General features: G+C 50.5%; 14 protein-coding genes and 1 tRNA gene. 3 read left to right on the top strand and 12 right to left on the bottom strand.

Features of this window, described 5'->3' with window-relative positions:
- Positions 1-255: 255 nt before the first annotated feature.
- On the bottom strand, positions 256-1,845 hold the full coding sequence (locus tag EBA_RS08310; RefSeq protein WP_192374224.1) for a GTPase: 1,590 nt from the start codon (positions 1,843-1,845) through the stop codon (positions 256-258).
- Positions 1,826-3,568 (bottom strand): GTPase, encoded by a 1,743-nt coding sequence (locus EBA_RS08305; protein WP_192374222.1) that lies wholly within the window; start codon positions 3,566-3,568, stop codon positions 1,826-1,828. Before EBA_RS08305 ends, EBA_RS08310 begins: the two co-directional genes overlap by 20 nt.
- 115 nt (positions 3,569-3,683) lie before the next feature.
- Between EBA_RS08305 and EBA_RS08300 the strand changes: the two genes are divergently transcribed.
- The gene (locus tag EBA_RS08300; RefSeq protein ID WP_192374220.1) at positions 3,684-4,118 is read left to right on the top strand and encodes a DUF6694 family lipoprotein; all 435 of its coding nucleotides are present in this window, start codon (positions 3,684-3,686) and stop codon (positions 4,116-4,118) included.
- 1 nt (position 4,119) lies between these two features.
- On the opposite strand, the gene EBA_RS08295 is transcribed toward EBA_RS08300, so the two are convergent.
- From EBA_RS08295 to EBA_RS08275, 5 genes are all read right to left on the bottom strand, one after another.
- Complete coding sequence (locus EBA_RS08295) at positions 4,120-4,779, bottom strand: DUF2959 domain-containing protein (RefSeq protein WP_192374218.1); 660 nt, start codon at positions 4,777-4,779, stop codon at positions 4,120-4,122.
- Positions 4,772-5,338: an amino acid kinase family protein gene (locus tag EBA_RS08290; protein ID WP_192374216.1), complete on the bottom strand. Its 567-nt coding sequence runs from the start codon at positions 5,336-5,338 to the stop codon at positions 4,772-4,774. Before EBA_RS08290 ends, EBA_RS08295 begins: the two co-directional genes overlap by 8 nt.
- Complete coding sequence (gene pabB / locus EBA_RS08285; protein WP_192374214.1) at positions 5,335-6,708, bottom strand: aminodeoxychorismate synthase component I; 1,374 nt, start codon at positions 6,706-6,708, stop codon at positions 5,335-5,337. The genes EBA_RS08290 and pabB overlap by 4 nt, the downstream gene beginning before the upstream one ends.
- A gap of 79 nt (positions 6,709-6,787) precedes the next feature.
- Positions 6,788-7,834: a hydantoinase/oxoprolinase family protein gene (locus EBA_RS08280; RefSeq protein ID WP_192374212.1), complete on the bottom strand. Its 1,047-nt coding sequence runs from the start codon at positions 7,832-7,834 to the stop codon at positions 6,788-6,790.
- An 8-nt stretch (positions 7,835-7,842) separates the two neighbouring features.
- Entirely contained in the window at positions 7,843-8,832 is a 990-nt protein-coding gene (locus EBA_RS08275) for an ATP-grasp domain-containing protein (protein ID WP_192374210.1), read from the bottom strand.
- Between the two features lie 20 nt (positions 8,833-8,852).
- On the opposite strand from EBA_RS08275, the gene EBA_RS08270 reads away from it, so the two are divergent.
- On the top strand, positions 8,853-9,536 hold the full coding sequence (locus tag EBA_RS08270; protein WP_192374208.1) for a HisA/HisF-related TIM barrel protein: 684 nt from the start codon (positions 8,853-8,855) through the stop codon (positions 9,534-9,536).
- Between the two features lie 56 nt (positions 9,537-9,592).
- Here the strand turns inward: EBA_RS08270 and fae are convergent, their stop codons facing one another.
- The 5 genes from fae to EBA_RS08245 all read right to left on the bottom strand — a co-directional run bounded on the left by fae (position 9,593) and on the right by EBA_RS08245 (position 14,139).
- Positions 9,593-10,108 (bottom strand): formaldehyde-activating enzyme, encoded by a 516-nt coding sequence (gene fae, locus EBA_RS08265; protein ID WP_192374207.1) that lies wholly within the window; start codon positions 10,106-10,108, stop codon positions 9,593-9,595.
- A gap of 82 nt (positions 10,109-10,190) precedes the next feature.
- Entirely contained in the window at positions 10,191-11,060 is an 870-nt protein-coding gene (locus tag EBA_RS08260; protein WP_192374206.1) for a triphosphoribosyl-dephospho-CoA synthase, read from the bottom strand.
- A complete protein-coding gene (locus EBA_RS08255) occupies positions 11,054-11,956 on the bottom strand; it encodes an ATP-grasp domain-containing protein (RefSeq protein WP_192374205.1) in 903 nt (300 codons plus the stop codon). The genes EBA_RS08260 and EBA_RS08255 overlap by 7 nt, the downstream gene beginning before the upstream one ends.
- Positions 11,957-12,046: 90 nt before the next feature.
- Positions 12,047-13,030 carry a methenyltetrahydromethanopterin cyclohydrolase gene (gene mch / locus EBA_RS08250; RefSeq protein ID WP_192374204.1) on the bottom strand — a complete coding sequence of 328 codons (984 nt, stop codon included), beginning with the start codon at positions 13,028-13,030 and terminating at the stop codon, positions 12,047-12,049.
- A gap of 5 nt (positions 13,031-13,035) precedes the next feature.
- On the bottom strand, positions 13,036-14,139 hold the full coding sequence (locus EBA_RS08245) for an ATP-grasp domain-containing protein (RefSeq protein WP_192374203.1): 1,104 nt from the start codon (positions 14,137-14,139) through the stop codon (positions 13,036-13,038).
- A gap of 75 nt (positions 14,140-14,214) precedes the next feature.
- On the opposite strand from EBA_RS08245, the gene EBA_RS08240 reads away from it, so the two are divergent.
- Positions 14,215-14,304 (top strand) — tRNA-Ser (locus EBA_RS08240).
- The last annotated feature ends 422 nt before the right edge of the window (positions 14,305-14,726 follow it).

Below are 14,726 nucleotides of genomic sequence, written 5' to 3'. Positions count from 1 at the left end.
GTTAAAGTCTTTAGCCAGATTAATCTGGATTATCGCGATCCTTTATCCCGTTCCAAATCCAAATTTATAGAAATTCAGGGGGTTTCTCGGGCATTCGAGCTCTGAGCTCGATGATTCAAGAAAATTTACTCGATCATTGCAGCTCGGAGCTTGAGCATTGGACAAAATAACGCCAACGTTCTGGTTCGGAACTGAAACGTTGGCGAAATTTTCTTGGGCGTTATCCAAACCAGCTACAAGCCGCCACGCAACGTTTCAATCCGCCAACAAAACTCTACCCAACAAGCTCCCCTGTTCTATAGCCACGACCGGCTCGACGCTGCATTTGGCCAGCATTGCTTGTAATTGCTGTTGCAGCAATTCATTGTGTTGTTGTTCGGCCTTTAAAGCCTGTTTGATTTCCGCTCTCAACTCCGCCAAAACCTGCTGTAAACCTTTCTGTAAGCCTTTCAACGCCGCTTTCTGCAAGGATGGCTGGATTTTTTTGTGCAGGAAAAACGGAATAAGCCAGCTTAGGCCAATCAGCAATACGCTATGCACCGCAAAGTCAGTACCTAAATAAGCAGTGGCAGTGGCGTCGGCGGCGCTGTGGTAGTAGCCGGAGAATACTTGATAGCCCACTGCGCCCATCGCCGCCAGAGGCAAGACCGTTTCGCAGATCGCCGTAAATCTCAGCATAAAACGCTGAGCGCTGTTGCCGGGCTGCAATAAAGCCTGTCGGCCAGCCAATTCGGATTGGGCAGTGAGATTTTTGCCGGTGTGCTCGCGCACATTTTGTAACGCGTTCTTCAAGGGCTTGCCGGGAATATTGGCTTGCGCGGCTTGCAACACCAATTCGTCCAGCAAATCGTTCAGGCGATTCTGCGCCCAGTCGTCCCACAATTTGATGTCGGCTGCTTGGCCCAGGTTCTCCGCCCAAAATTGCGCGAGTTGTTTGATCGGCCAGGCCAGACCGTGTTGCAAGCTGGCTTCGGTATGCTGCCATAGTGCATCGAAGTTCTGCTGTAATTGCCCGTAGTCTTGCGCGGAAAAATCCTCGGCCAGTTGTTGCAAGGTCTGCTTTAAGTGCTGCCGGCGTAATTGCTCACCACGCTGTTCCAGTTGGGCGACACTGTGCCGGCCGGAGAGTTGCCGCAACTGCTCCAGCAATACGGCAAATTCATCGCTACCCGCCTCGCTACAACTGGTGCGAAAGATTAAGGGATCGGTAAAACCGGCCTTACCCAACTGCCGTTTAAAATCGTCGTATTGCACCGGCTGGCCGCGATCCCATTGGTTCATCACGAATAGCCAAGCGTGTTTCGCACCTTCCGCCAATAGCAATTGCCAGGCTTTATTGTCGCGGTAGCGCTCGGGGCTGACGACATAAAGCAATACGTCAATATGCGGCAGCCACTCCAGCACTAGGCGTTTGTTGCTGAGTTCAACACTGTCGAAATCCGGCATGTCAATCCAGACGATATGGCTGTTTGCTGCATCGTTGTGCTGGCTGATCTTGATGCTGTCCAAGGGCAGCCCGGCCGGCAATTTGTTGATAGCCAGACTTTGGTGGTGATACAAGGTCACTTCCCGTGAGGTCGGCCGCTCGATCCCGGCTTTGGCAATCGCCTGCCCTGCCAAGCGATTAAGCAAGCTGCTTTTACCTACGCCGGTCCCGCCCATGAAGGCGACGATCAAGGGCCTGGCATCCGAATCGGTTGGACTCGCGGCAAATAGGCTTTCCGTGCTGCGCGTATCTATTGTGGTCAACAATTGCGCCTGTTCCGCACTCAAGCGGCCTTCGGCGTGCGCGGATTCGGCCCATTGCCGAGCTTCGGCCAGCAATTCAGAGTAATCGTAAGCCATGTTTCTTCTCTTTCAGCGTCTGTTCCGCGACGTGGCATTGTTGTTCGGAAATATTAAAACGAGTGGGCGATTGCACACCTTGCGGTAGCAAATACAGCCGTTGTTTCAGGCAGGCCTCGAACAGCGCGGTTTTCACAGTGTTGAGTTGATGCTGTTTTAATTCGGCTTCGACCTTATGCATATAGCTGCCAATAGCACTTTCAGCCAGCAAGGAAGTAATGGTCAGCATCAATGGCGTGAGCACCAAATCGTGGACGCCGATGCCGCCGGCCTGAATCGCCAGCAATAAGGCGCCGGCGTCGGTGGTGATACGGGTGGCACGCAGGCTGTTCAAAACCAGCGGTTGCTCTTGTAGCTTTAAATACAAGCGCTGAGCGGAAGCTTCCACATCCTGCTGAAAATCGCTGTGATAATCCGTCACCGCCTGTCGATAAACCTGCAATAAATCGACGCGTTTCTGTCTGAGCGCCATCGCGACTTCTTTCCACCAGCGACTATCGGCCGGCTCGGTTTCGGTCTTCTCCAGCAAGCGGTCAGCAATTTGAATCAAGAGATGCTCGCCTAGCTGATTCAGCACACTAAGCTCCTGATTCGGATTGATAGCAGCATTACCGCTACCCAATGCAAATAATTTACGAAACGGCCAAGTCATCGCCCGTCGGGTCTTGCCTAGCGCTTTAGCGATGCCGGGGATTTCCAGCAACGTCAGCAGATTTAACAAGGCGTTTTGAAAGGTTTCGTAATGATACGGATGGTTGAGATAATCGCGTTGGTACTCCTTTACTGCTTGCGCCAGCGCTTGATCGACCAAAGTTTGCCAATGGTGCTGGGCGTGGTGTTCGGCAAACACCGGTTGCAGCCAGTCCAACCAATAGCGGCTGAGTAATTGCTGCTGGCGAGCGGCATGTTTGTGACGGGTGACTTTTTTCGCCAGATCAGAGAATGCATGCTTAGCCGACTGCGGCCAGCTCGGCACTGCCGGTAGTTTTTGGAATAATAAAGGCACCACGGTAGGCAAAGGGTCCTGACGGCTCTGCATCCATTTTTGCCGCAAGGAATCCAGTATCACCGGCTCGCTGCCTTCGTTGAGTTTGTTTACGCAAACCAGAGTCGGTTGTTGGAAAATCTCGATGGCTTTCATCATTTCCCACACCGATTGATCGGCGTATTTCTCTTTGCTGACCACCAATACCACGATGTCGGCCAGCGCGATGGTGCGAATCACACCTTCCCGATAATCGGCGGCATCTATTGAATCGAAATCCGGGGTATCCCAGCAAACGCAAGCCGGCAACAACGCAGAGGCGCCCGCGCTTGGACTCAATGAATAGCAATCGTATCTTCCTGGCCGCAATTCAGTTTGTTCCAGATATTGAAAGCGACCAAAATAATGTTGCATCCCGTCGCAGTCGTCCGGTGTCAGGGCATGGCAAAAACCCTGGGCCTGCACGGTGTAACCGGCCAGCGGACTCACTCCCGCGGCATTGGCATTTAACAGCAGATTGACCACAGAACTTTTACCGGCCTGCGTCGGCCCGATTACGGCAATTTGCAGCGGAAAACCGGGGTTGCCGTCCAGCAAGTCGCCTTTGCGAATGAAGGCTTCGCCGTATAACAATTGTTCGATACGTTGCTGATAATCCATATACTGGGGATTTTTTTTATCCAGCTGCCGTAGCACAGTTTGGTAACGCTGTTTGAGAAGTTGGATAAATTCCAGCATGTGGTAAGCTTGTGTTTTTAATTACCGAGTAATTTGGTTTGTTTGGTAACCCGCGTTGCAACCATTATAAATACAAAATTCGGGTTTGTTTATTTAGCCACTGGGGGGCTGCATCATGAAAAAAGCGTCAACTGTTTTGGTTTTTTTAACCTGTGCACTTTTGGCTGGTTGCAATAAAAGCAATCAAATCAACGGCAGCAGTTTAAAAACCGTCAATCGATCAATCAGTCAAATCAAGGAAAAATTGCCGCTAGACCAACGCATCGAGTTTGAAGTGTCTTTCTGGACCTTACGCGATGAAATCCGCAATAACAAGGAGTTTTTAGACGCTATCGATGGCAAGACACCTGAACAATTGGTGGAGGCGGGCAAAGAGTTATTTGCCAAACGTAAAGCTTCCGGCAGCAAAGACTACGAAAAATACAGCAATTGGGACCAAATGATTTCCCAATACTCGCAAGAGCGTATTGATCAAAACCGTAAGAAAACCCCTGACCAACGTGACAAAACGCCGCCAGCACGGGTCGATTACCAAATGCACTCCATGTAATTTATTGACGCACGGGGGCCGGCAGCTGTTTCTGTTCCACTAGAACCGCGACAAACTGACTGGCCTCGCTGATGGTCTTCTCCATCACCTCGATCAATCTCGAAATATCCACACCAATTTCCATAAACTCATGCCGCAATGCCGCAATCGCATGCGCGTTCAAGTTGTGCTTTAAAAACAAAACCTGATCCTGAAACGCCGCCAATACCGGATGCATTCGGGTTTCCGCAGTCTGCAAGGCTTTTAACAAGCGAGCGTATTGCTGCCGGGATTTTTTCAACTGCTGCTGACTACGCGCCTTCAGGGCCCGGTTGCTGTATAAAGCCAGCTCGGCTTCCCATTCCGCAAATAAAGCTTCGCTAATCTCTTCCACCGCCTGAATTCTGTGACTGACTTGATCGGCTTTCCCCTTACATAAATCGTAACGGCGCTTTAGTTGCTGATAGCGTTGTTCCAGGGAACTATCCGGTAAATTGACAATGCTTTTGAATTTATCCAAGGCATCGACAAATTGATCCCGGCTTTCCTTCAAGCTCTCGCACGCCTGCCCGACTTGCATGACGACGATGTCGCGCTTTTGATGACCCAGCAAGGATTCCCGGCTTTGATAATAAGCCTTGCGCAAACGCTTGTTCAGTATGGCTTTAATGAAATTAATCATGGTGGGACAGGAAGCGGTCTTTGTTGATCACGGTTATTTGGTAATTAGCCTGGAAGGTGAAGCGCTGGAAAGCAGCATCAAGGATACCTTGTTGCTGTAAGTCCGGAAAATTAGCTTGCTCCGGAATCTGCGCCGATTTCACAATGATTAGCTCATCTGCTTCGATGCGGCCGGCCAACCAAGCCGCCAAACTATCAGAGGTAATATCCCAACTATTGGCAATGCCGGCTTTATCCAATTGCTCGACTTGCGGCGACCAAATCAGCACCGGTTTGACTTGCCCTGCGGGATGTAAACTCCCGGTATCACCGACAATAGCAAACTCGGGCTTTAAGCTATGCATCAACAACGCCATTTGCTGCATCGCCAAAATCGCCATCCGATGCGCGGCGACATCGTCGAAATGCCACTGGCTTTGCGCGACGCGCACCTGTTCGGCAAACAGCCCGCCGCCGGGCACGATGACGATTGGGCCGCTGCGGTGTTCAATCGCCGCCAAGCAAGCGGGTAAGACTGCCGTTTCCAGCAAACTGCCGCCCAACTTGATCACGCAAGTCATGCGCCAAACTGCTTGAGTAACTGCAATAAGGCCGCGGCCTTATCGAAACATTCCTGATATTCCTCGTCCAGCACTGAGTCGTTGACGATGCCGCCGCCGGCCCAAAAACGGATGGTGCCGTGGTTGTGCACCAAGGTGCGGATGGCGATATTGGTGTCCATATTGCCGTCAAAGCCAATGTAACCGATCGCGCCGCAATAAATGCCGCGTCTATGTGGTTCCAGTTCTTCGATGATTTCCATTGCCCGAATCTTCGGCGCGCCGGTAATCGAGCCGCCCGGAAAACAACTGCGCAATAAATCGATGGCATGCTGGCCTTCCGCTAGTTGACCCGTCACGGTGCTGACCAAGTGATGCACGGTGGTATAGCTTTCAACGGAGAACAAACTCGGCACCCACACAGAACCCTTTTTACAGCTCTTACCTAAATCGTTACGTAGCAGGTCGACGATCATGACATTCTCGGCCCGGTCCTTGGTGCTGGACACCAGGTCTTCTATCTGCGCCTGATCTTCTTCCCAATCACTTCGGCGCGGACGAGTCCCTTTGATGGGTTTAGTTTCCACTGCACCGTCGGTGACTTTTAAAAACCTTTCCGGCGAAGAACTCAATACCTGCACATCCGGAAAATTCAGATAGGCGCTGAATGGCGCGGCATTAATCTGCCTTAGCACCTGATAAGCTTGCCACGGCTCGCCTTCACACGGACTCTCGAAACGCTGGGTCAAATTGATCTGATAGCAATCGCCCTCTTTCAAATAGTGCTTGATCCGTTGAAAAGCCGTGGCATAAGCCGCTCTGTCCATATTGGCGCGCGGGGCTTGCAGCACTTTAAAATCCGCTGTTTCTGCCGGTGTCGTAATCGCGCTGAATTCGGCGATTAGTCTTTGCTGCTCGCTTTCCGGCAGATCAACACTGACCAACCAACTTTGCCGACGCTGGTGATCGACAATCACCGCCCAACGGTAAATACCCACGGCCATCTCCGCCAGCTGTTCCGTATTGCTGGCCATGGCCGGCAGTCGCTCTATACGTCTGGCAAGATCGTAAGCAAAGTAACCGATTGCGCCACCGTTGAATGGCAAGCCATCTACACTGGCTACCGGCCGTCCTAACTGCTGCTTCAATAACTCAAAAGGATCGGCGTGACTCTCGGTAACCAGGCCGTCGCGTTCGATGCGGGTGATATTACCGCGAGTTTGCAGGGTCGCTATCGGCGCGTAAGCGATGATATCGAATCTATCTTGTTTGCTATGCGGCTGCGCACTATCCAGAAATACCGCCCAAGGCTGCTGTGCCAAGGGGGCAAATAAGGGCGAACTGTCTTGAAAATAAGGCAGCGATTGTTTGGTGGGTAAGGCTAAAGGCATTAAGGGCTGCTAATAAACGGCCGGAATGTGCCGCAAGGACATGATTTGCATTTCGTGGATTTTAACCCAGCCGCCGGCTTTAACCAAACCCACCGGCAAGATAAGCAACAGCAACGGCCGGTGCACAGTCGGCGGCGTCGATAGCCTCGGCTTTGGTGCTTGATGGTAGCAAATCCGTAAAGTCCAGATAATCAACGCCTAAATCCGCAGCAATGTCCCTAGCTAAGAAGCGGCCGACACCGGCACCGACCAATTTAATTGCCGAGCGCGTCTGCGCCCGCTGCAATTGCCTGACACAAGCCTGACTAATTTTGTGTTTTTGCTTGGCTTTTAAGTGACTGGCAAATGCCAGCCAAAGTGCGTGATCGCTCTCGTTGAATTCGTAACCGGTCAACCGCGATAAGCGGCGGGCGCTAGCCATCACGGACTTTTCCGCGCCATCGGCAGTGTCGCTCTGATCGTGCGCTTCGTTCAAGTCGCCGGTCACCCGATACACATCGGCCATCGTCGCGAAATATTCGGCCATCAAGCCCATTTGTTGGCCGTTGAATTCCGCTTCTTGGGCAATCGCCATTACCGCGGTACGGATAATGCCGGTATACACCAATTCCCCGGATACCAAACGCTGATAATCGGTAAATCCTTGCACATTGAGTTGATAATTCTCGACCAACAAAATATCGGTTGTGGTGCTGCCTATGTCCACGAACAAGGTATTTGGCAGTTGTTTTGCTACCAATACCAGGCTGGCCAACCAGTTAGCCGAGGCGATATCCATGCTATCGATCGGCTTAATTTGCGCGACCGGCAAAAAACCGCGCAGACCGGCAAATACCGATACCTGCCCGGCGCTAAAATGCTCGCAAACCGCCTGAACGATAGCAGTGACACCTTGCTCCCGACTGGAAAAACAATCCACCAGTTCGCCGGTCATCGTCACGGCGTGTAGACGATCTTGCAGCTTAAATTGACCGGCCAAATCGGCCAGCGTGCGTTGCAGGTGATCCACACCCTTCCATAGCGGACACGCTTGCTGCGCAACTGCCTGGATGTGGCCGGATTCATCCAGCAATGCTAACTTGACGTGCGCGCCGCCAATATCCCAACCTGCGATCTGCTTATTCATTGTGCCTTTTATTTGATGCTGATCTGAACCGTTTCATTTCGACTAGCCTGCAAAACCGGCTCGGCGTGTCGCAAGCGTAACACCTGCTCGGCCACGTTAATGCCGGTCGCTTGCTGGATACCTACGTAAGAGCTGGTCAAACGCGGATTGATTTCCAGCAGCAACGGACCTTGTTCGGCATGCTCGATAATATCGATACCCACATAGCCCCACAAGTCCGGCAGTACTTTGGCAATTTCTTTTATCAGATTTCGATAAAAATCCAGCTTATCGGTTTTCACATTGACTAAACAACCTTGCAAGCTGAATTGACCCTGTTCCAAAACGATTTGCTGATGGTTGTAGCAGATAAGCCAAGCCTGACCATGCTTAAACAAGCCGGACAAACTGGCGGCCTGACCGCAGATATAAGCTTGCAATACATAGCGATGCGGCTCGCTTAATTCGACAAGCTTAGCCGGCAGCTCTTCGTTACAAAGTACAAAACTATCCATGCAGCCAACGCCATCGGCTATTTTTATAACAATATTTCCGTCTAACCCGGCAACACCATCACTAAGCAAACGCGTTTCCACAACCGGAACGGTCGATTTTATCAGCACTTGGTAGCTAGCATACTTGTTGGTGCAGATTGCCAATGTCGCCGGATTAGATAATAAAACCTCAACATTCGCCTCGGCCGCCAGCTCGGCCAAACCTTGCAAAATGCCGTCACTTTCCGGCGCGATCGGCCAAAACAGCTCGACTTCATTCAGCAAATCCGCCAACACGCTGTCAATATCAGCATCCGGACTTAACGTTACTATTTCGTGCTCCGACAGCAAGGCCGGCTTCTTACAACGCGCATCCAGCGGTACGCAAAGCTGAATATCGTCCAGACACTTCAGTTCGGCGATTAAAGCCTGTAACATCATGCCGCCTTCCGCTGCCAGAGACGCCGGCAATATCTGCCCAGCCAGACCGCCGCCGGTAATATATTCAAATACCAGAATTCTCAATTCTAAAACTCGCTTGACCTATGCAGATTATTCCAGTCATTGATTTAAAAGGCGGCTTCGTGGTCCTTGCCGCGGGCGGTGACCGCAGTCGTTATCAACCCGTGCATCACACCTCGTCAATATGTAACAACAGCGAGATTACCGACGTCGTGACCAGTTTTTTAACGCTGTATCCATTTCAAACATTTTATATTGCCGACCTTGACGCCATTGATGGCAAGGGCAATCACAACAAGGTCATAGACGGCTTGCTCAATCAGTATCCAAACATAGAATTTTGGGTAGATACTGGCAACAGCCATCAAGCCCTTTCTAAGGCCACTCGGCCCCGCAACTGTAAACCGGTCATCGGCACCGAATCGCAACGGCTGCCCGTCTCTTTAAAAACGGCCGATCTAATCCTGTCGCTGGACTTTAAACATAACCACGCTTTAGGGCATCCGCGTTGGCTGGAAAGTCCTGGACTATGGCCGAGAACCGTTGTGGTGATGACCTTGGATTTGGTCGGTAGCAATAAGGGCCCTGACTTTGAAAAACTAAACAAGCTTTGCTACGCACATCCGGATAAACAGATCGTCGCAGCAGGCGGAGTTCGGGATATTAACGATCTGACGCGACTGAAAGCCATCGGGATTGCCGCTGTGTTGTTAGCCAGCGCCTTGCATAACGGCAATATCGACACCGCCATACTGAAAAAATTTTAGGCAAAAAAATACCCCGGCAAGCCGGGGTATTTTCAACAGCCTATGTCGCTAAAAACTTATACGTTGTTAGCAGCAAATGGGTGTTTTGCACCAGATTTAGCAGCAACAACTTCTTTCGCAGTTGGAGTGCCAGCAACAGCGCGAGCCAAAGCTTCTTTGGTTGCTTTGTAGTTGAATTCTTCGATTTTTGCATCATCTTCAGCCAACCAGTGGATGAAAACACCAACAGAAATGAACAAATCGTCAGCTTCGTCAGCTGGGATAGTGCCGTCTTCAACGGAATCAGCAACAGCCATAGCAACAGCGCGTTGAGCTGGTCCAAACATTTGCACAGCTTGTTTAGCACCTTTGATGGTTACTTTGTTGAACAGGATAGTTGCAGGTTTAACCAACAGGTTAGGAGCAACGACAGCCAACAGAGTAGAAAAACCATCTTTGTTGTTTGTCAAAGCGTTTGCGAAAGCAGTTTCAGCTGCTGAGCCGCGTGGGCCAATGATCAAATCGATATGAGCAATTTCATTGCCTTCACCAACCAAAGATTCGCCAACACGCAGGTTATTGATTTTTGCCATTTTAAATTATCCCCTTAAGATAAGATTGAACCAAAAAATAGACACGTTTATGTCTTGAAATTGTAGTTTCTGCTAGATCCCTCTATAACCGACCAACCATTTCCTGACTGATCAGTTGTTCCAGAAGCACCACCAGTACCGTCGCTACAGTTATGTCAGCTGTTGTACCCGGATTGATTCTTTGTGCCTTAAAAGCTTTGTCCAGATCATACAATACTGGCAAAAGCTCTTCAGGCTCATAGACTGTGTTCATCGCTCTATCGAGCTCTTCCATTTCAGCCTTGATCCACTCTGAATACCGCTCTCCATACTTCCGTTCAATATGACTATCGGGAAACTGAGCCAACATAGCAGCAAAAACCGCTAACGCAGCCCACCCACAATCGCCAGACAAAACGAAAGCACGATTATATCGTAAAACGCCCAAATCAAAAACGTCTTTAAATATTGTTGCGTATTGCAGCGCGATTCTGTCCTTGTTAGCGGCAAAAATCATGGCCTCGATCAGCGTCACATCAGCAGGTTTTTGTACATCGTGTTGCGTCGATTCGCCTAGGCCAGCTGGCGCGGCCAAGGTCACCGCCTTGAAAACCCAGTCGGCGTCCTCGCGAGTAGTACTTTCTAGCAGTTGCTGTAAGCCCTCGCGCAAGTTTTCACCCTTATTCAGGCTAGCAAGCACCTGTAACAAGGGCGCGCACAGTAAAATAATGCCTAAATTGGTATTGCAGGCGACCGCCTCACGCGTGGCTTTAACCGCGTAATAAACTTTTTCACCCAAGCTGTATTGCGGATTGGTAATCGGCTCGCTACTAACCCGTGCGCTAAGCCGAAAGTCCTCGACCGTCATATCATCCGCGGCACTATAAACGCTGACATTACCGGGCTTGAAAGCTTGCAGCTCTATTTCGCAAGCTTGCAAATAAACCTCTATCAACTGCTGCCTGCTCAGCATACTTGGTCCTGACCGCAGTAGCGATCAAGCAAATCGGCCACTAGGCATTCGGCGATGTTAATGTCACAGACGCTTTGCAAGCCTTTCCAGGCGGGCACACTGTTTACTTCGATTATCCGATAACCACCTTCGGCATCCTGAATGACATCCACGCCGGCATAATCCATTTTTAACGCAGTGACTGCGGCAATCGCCAGCCCTGCTAAATCCGCTTCAAGTTCGATACATTCGCAAGAAGCACCTCGGGCTACATTATTCAACCAGGAAATACCGCGCCGACGCATGCCGGCAACTGCCTGGCCGTTAATCACAAACACGCGCACATCCGAGTAACCTTCGCCCGTGCATTCGACAAAACGCTGCAAATAATAAATGCCGCGACTGCTGGTCAACCATAGTAAGTCGGTGGATTTCTCGATACGGCGAATACCCTCGCCTTGCGAGCCAAACAAGGGCTTACTGATTAGATAACGCCCTTGCCGTAACTCTTGCTCGGCAATCGCCAGGGCTTCATCACGATCTCGTAGCACCCAGGTCAGCGCAGTCGGCAAACCGGCATACTGCAATAAAAAACTGGTCATGCCCTTATCCACGCTACGCTCAATTGCGCTGGCGTCGTTATAAACCGGCACACCCAGTAGTTTTAAGGCGTGCAAAACATCCAGATAAAACACCACTTCTTCCAACGAACCGCCGGGCACACCGCGCACGAAGACCGCCGCCGGTAGTACTTCTGCAAAACCAGGGATAACGATAGGTAGATCAACCACGGTTAATTGCAATTTGCAGGCAGTTAGTGAGACATATTCGGCTGCGTAACCGCGCTCGGCAAAAGCCAAGCACAGCTGCTTGCCATGCCAACCGGGATCGTCGGTAATAATTGCAATTCGGCGCAAGGGTATGTGTTACGAATGAAGTTAACGATACAAGCTAGGTGGACTTTGCATTGCAAAGCCCACCTAGCTGTCGAAGAGCGTTAGAGCAGATTAAGCCCCGAACGAAAGATCGAGTAAAGCATTATCCAGTTTGCCGGCGCGGAAACTTTTGCCGGATTCGACCGCAGTGACGATTACGCTGGCCGGGCTGAACAACATCGCATCCACTTTGAAGAAATCGTATTCGTAGGCTTTAAAAATATCGGCAAACGGTTTGCCGTAATCTTTCGATGTGGAGCTTGGCAGTTCCTTGGCCAATTTTTCAGCCGCTTCGTCGCTGCCTTTGACAAACAAATGTACCTGGCCGGCAAATAAAATCGCATCGTTGGTACGCCCCATCGCTTTAACGAAATTCGGGTGCGGAGGACAAATCGGCGCACTACCGGAACCGTCAACAATGTTTTCCAAAGGAAAGTGTAGCGCGTGGGCTTTGTGCATCGCCACTTCCAATACCCGTCCGACGACTTGTACGCCGCCGGCCAAACTGCTGGTCGGTGTGACAATGATGGTCAAATTGGCCGGCGATACACCGCAAGCTGCCGCCACTTTCTCGATAATTTCCGCGGGTGGCAAGGCGTCATTTTCGATCACCAACGCGGTTTGCGCGGCACTATCGCGGTATTCCAGCTCTTTATAAAGCTCTTCCACCGGCTCAACCGAGCCGTCTTTCAACTTGGTTGCCAACGCCCGCGCCGGTCCGGAACCCAAGGCATAATATTTACCGTGCGACAAACTCCAGCCGGCATATTGGCTACCCAGGCAAGACAACACCGGGTTGCTGGCATGTATGTTAATGGTCAGCGGCCAGTTTGCAGTGTAGGAGCTTTGCGAAATCGTCGCAGTGCCCAAACCGCCCATGCAGATTTCGGTGATAATCCGCCCGGCTTCCAGACCGCCCGGCACCTTGATACCCGCATCGATAATGGTGCAGCCGTTTTCCAGCTTTTCGATACCCAACCGTAATTTATCGGCGTTATCCAGCAGTTGTTGAACCAAGGGCTGGGAAAATTTATTGACGCTTGCCTGGTATTGCATGATTTTTAAAGACCTTTTTCCAAAAGATTTGCAAGTATGCATTGTTGGCGATGCAGCGTTTCGCGCACCTGCCCCGAGTTTTTTCCGGTGGCCATAATACTGCATATTGGCTCGCCTTTACCAACAATTGCGCCGGGATTGGGCCTATCCACCGCCCATATCGGCCATTCCAGTCGCTCGGGAATCGTCACATTTTTTTGCGAGTAAACAATCTGATAAGCACTTGGCTCGCTCAATAATTCGACACTATCGACTAGGCGGTTTTCACAGGCTTGCAGATGTGGCAATAGCAGCGATTTACCATAAAGTTGCGCACTGGCGGAAATCCGCGCATTGACCTCTAAAACATAACATTGGCCGTCGTGCAGCATAAAATCCATGCAATTTAAGCCGCGCAACTCGTAGGTATCCACAAGCCTGCCAATCCAATCGGCAATCTCGGTCTGAATCGACACTGAAACCTCAGCATGACTGGCTATCCCGGCAAACACGAACGATTGTTCACAATCCGACTTTACAGTCCACTGTTCGTTAAAGCCGATCAGTTCAACTCTATCCCGACTAGCGACAAACAACACCGACAATGATCGGCCTTCAATATAGCGCTGCCAATAGCCGCCGGCAGCATCGGCGCTGCTGCCACAGCGCCTTATTCCCATGCCCCCTTCGCCGCGCCAGGGCTTTAACAACCAATCAAGATCATCGTCAGGCTGGGTGAAAACAACTTCCGGATGAGGAATTGACAAGGAATCAAGCCGGGCGAAGAAATCATGTTTATCCTGGATACGTTGAAAAGTACCGGCCGAATTGCCAATGACCTGCCAATGCTTTTCGAGATTCAGCAGGGTTTCCGGGTACCTTTCCAAGCCACTGCCATATAGCAAATGAGTTAAGCCGTAATCCCGCCAAGCAGCTTCCACCGCAGCTCTAATATCGTCCCACGCCAGCGATGCCACTTGGTAAGTCTGCTTTGTCATCTGCTGCGTATCGCTATCGGTAAAGCAATCGATAGCCACCACTTCGCACCCGGAATCGAGGCACATTTGCACCAACATCCGCGCCGATTTGGCAATCACTAACAAACACTTAGGCGCTAAAAACGACTGCATTGGACTGCCATTTTAAATTGAATAGGCAAAAAACGCTGGATTTTAAAATATTTTCTGTAATAATACGCGGCTGTTGGAGAGCTGGCTGAGCGGTCGAAAGCGGCGGTCTTGAAAACCGTTGAAGGTTTATCCCTTCCTGGGGTTCGAATCCCTAGCTCTCCGCCATAATATATAGTTAAAGCCTTGATAAATAATGACTTATCAAGGCTTTAATTTTTTCCACCCTACTTCCTACCCTACTTTTGAATCTAATAATCATCACTGATTCCATGTCAGTGTGCGTTATTTGATACGGGATCATTATCAGCCGTTTGTGGAATCCGCGGACGATTCTAGTCAAAGCTCGCAAAGTTATAAGCATAACTGCCGTAAAGCCACGACATCAGCAAAATTCAATCAAGCCAAGCCTTATTTCATTTTTTAATTCATTTGATTGCGCTCAATACGCATTTTTGCGTAGGGAGCCTTCAATGGCGATTAAACAATGCCCCGCTTGCGGCCATTCTTTTCAACCACGTCCACAAGTTCCACTGTAAACCTATTGCTCAGCGCCTTCGTGCCAACAGCATCGTAAACGACAATGGCAC

This window comes from Methylomonas albis, assembly GCF_014850955.1.
GTDB lineage: Bacteria > Pseudomonadota > Gammaproteobacteria > Methylococcales > Methylomonadaceae > Methylomonas > Methylomonas albis.
This window is presented reverse-complemented; position numbering and strand designations above follow the sequence as displayed.

Excerpts from the sequence above, each read along its gene's own strand:
- EBA_RS08295 (WP_192374218.1), bottom strand. The coding sequence starts at position 4,779 with ATGATTAATTTCATTAAAGCCATACTGAACAAGCGTTTGCGCAAGGCT.
- EBA_RS08300 (WP_192374220.1), top strand. The coding sequence starts at position 3,684 with ATGAAAAAAGCGTCAACTGTTTTGGTTTTTTTAACCTGTGCACTTTTG.
- EBA_RS08305 (WP_192374222.1), bottom strand. The coding sequence starts at position 3,568 with ATGCTGGAATTTATCCAACTTCTCAAACAGCGTTACCAAACTGTGCTA.
- pabB (WP_192374214.1), bottom strand. The coding sequence starts at position 6,708 with ATGCCTTTAGCCTTACCCACCAAACAATCGCTGCCTTATTTTCAAGAC.
- EBA_RS08280 (WP_192374212.1), bottom strand. The coding sequence starts at position 7,834 with ATGAATAAGCAGATCGCAGGTTGGGATATTGGCGGCGCGCACGTCAAG.
- fae (WP_192374207.1), bottom strand. The coding sequence starts at position 10,108 with ATGGCAAAAATCAATAACCTGCGTGTTGGCGAATCTTTGGTTGGTGAA.
- EBA_RS08260 (WP_192374206.1), bottom strand. The coding sequence starts at position 11,060 with ATGCTGAGCAGGCAGCAGTTGATAGAGGTTTATTTGCAAGCTTGCGAA.
- EBA_RS08245 (WP_192374203.1), bottom strand. The coding sequence starts at position 14,139 with ATGCAGTCGTTTTTAGCGCCTAAGTGTTTGTTAGTGATTGCCAAATCG.
- EBA_RS08290 (WP_192374216.1), bottom strand. The coding sequence starts at position 5,338 with ATGACTTGCGTGATCAAGTTGGGCGGCAGTTTGCTGGAAACGGCAGTC.
- EBA_RS08310 (WP_192374224.1), bottom strand. The coding sequence starts at position 1,845 with ATGGCTTACGATTACTCTGAATTGCTGGCCGAAGCTCGGCAATGGGCC.
- mch (WP_192374204.1), bottom strand. The coding sequence starts at position 13,030 with ATGCAATACCAGGCAAGCGTCAATAAATTTTCCCAGCCCTTGGTTCAA.
- EBA_RS08270 (WP_192374208.1), top strand. The coding sequence starts at position 8,853 with ATGCAGATTATTCCAGTCATTGATTTAAAAGGCGGCTTCGTGGTCCTT.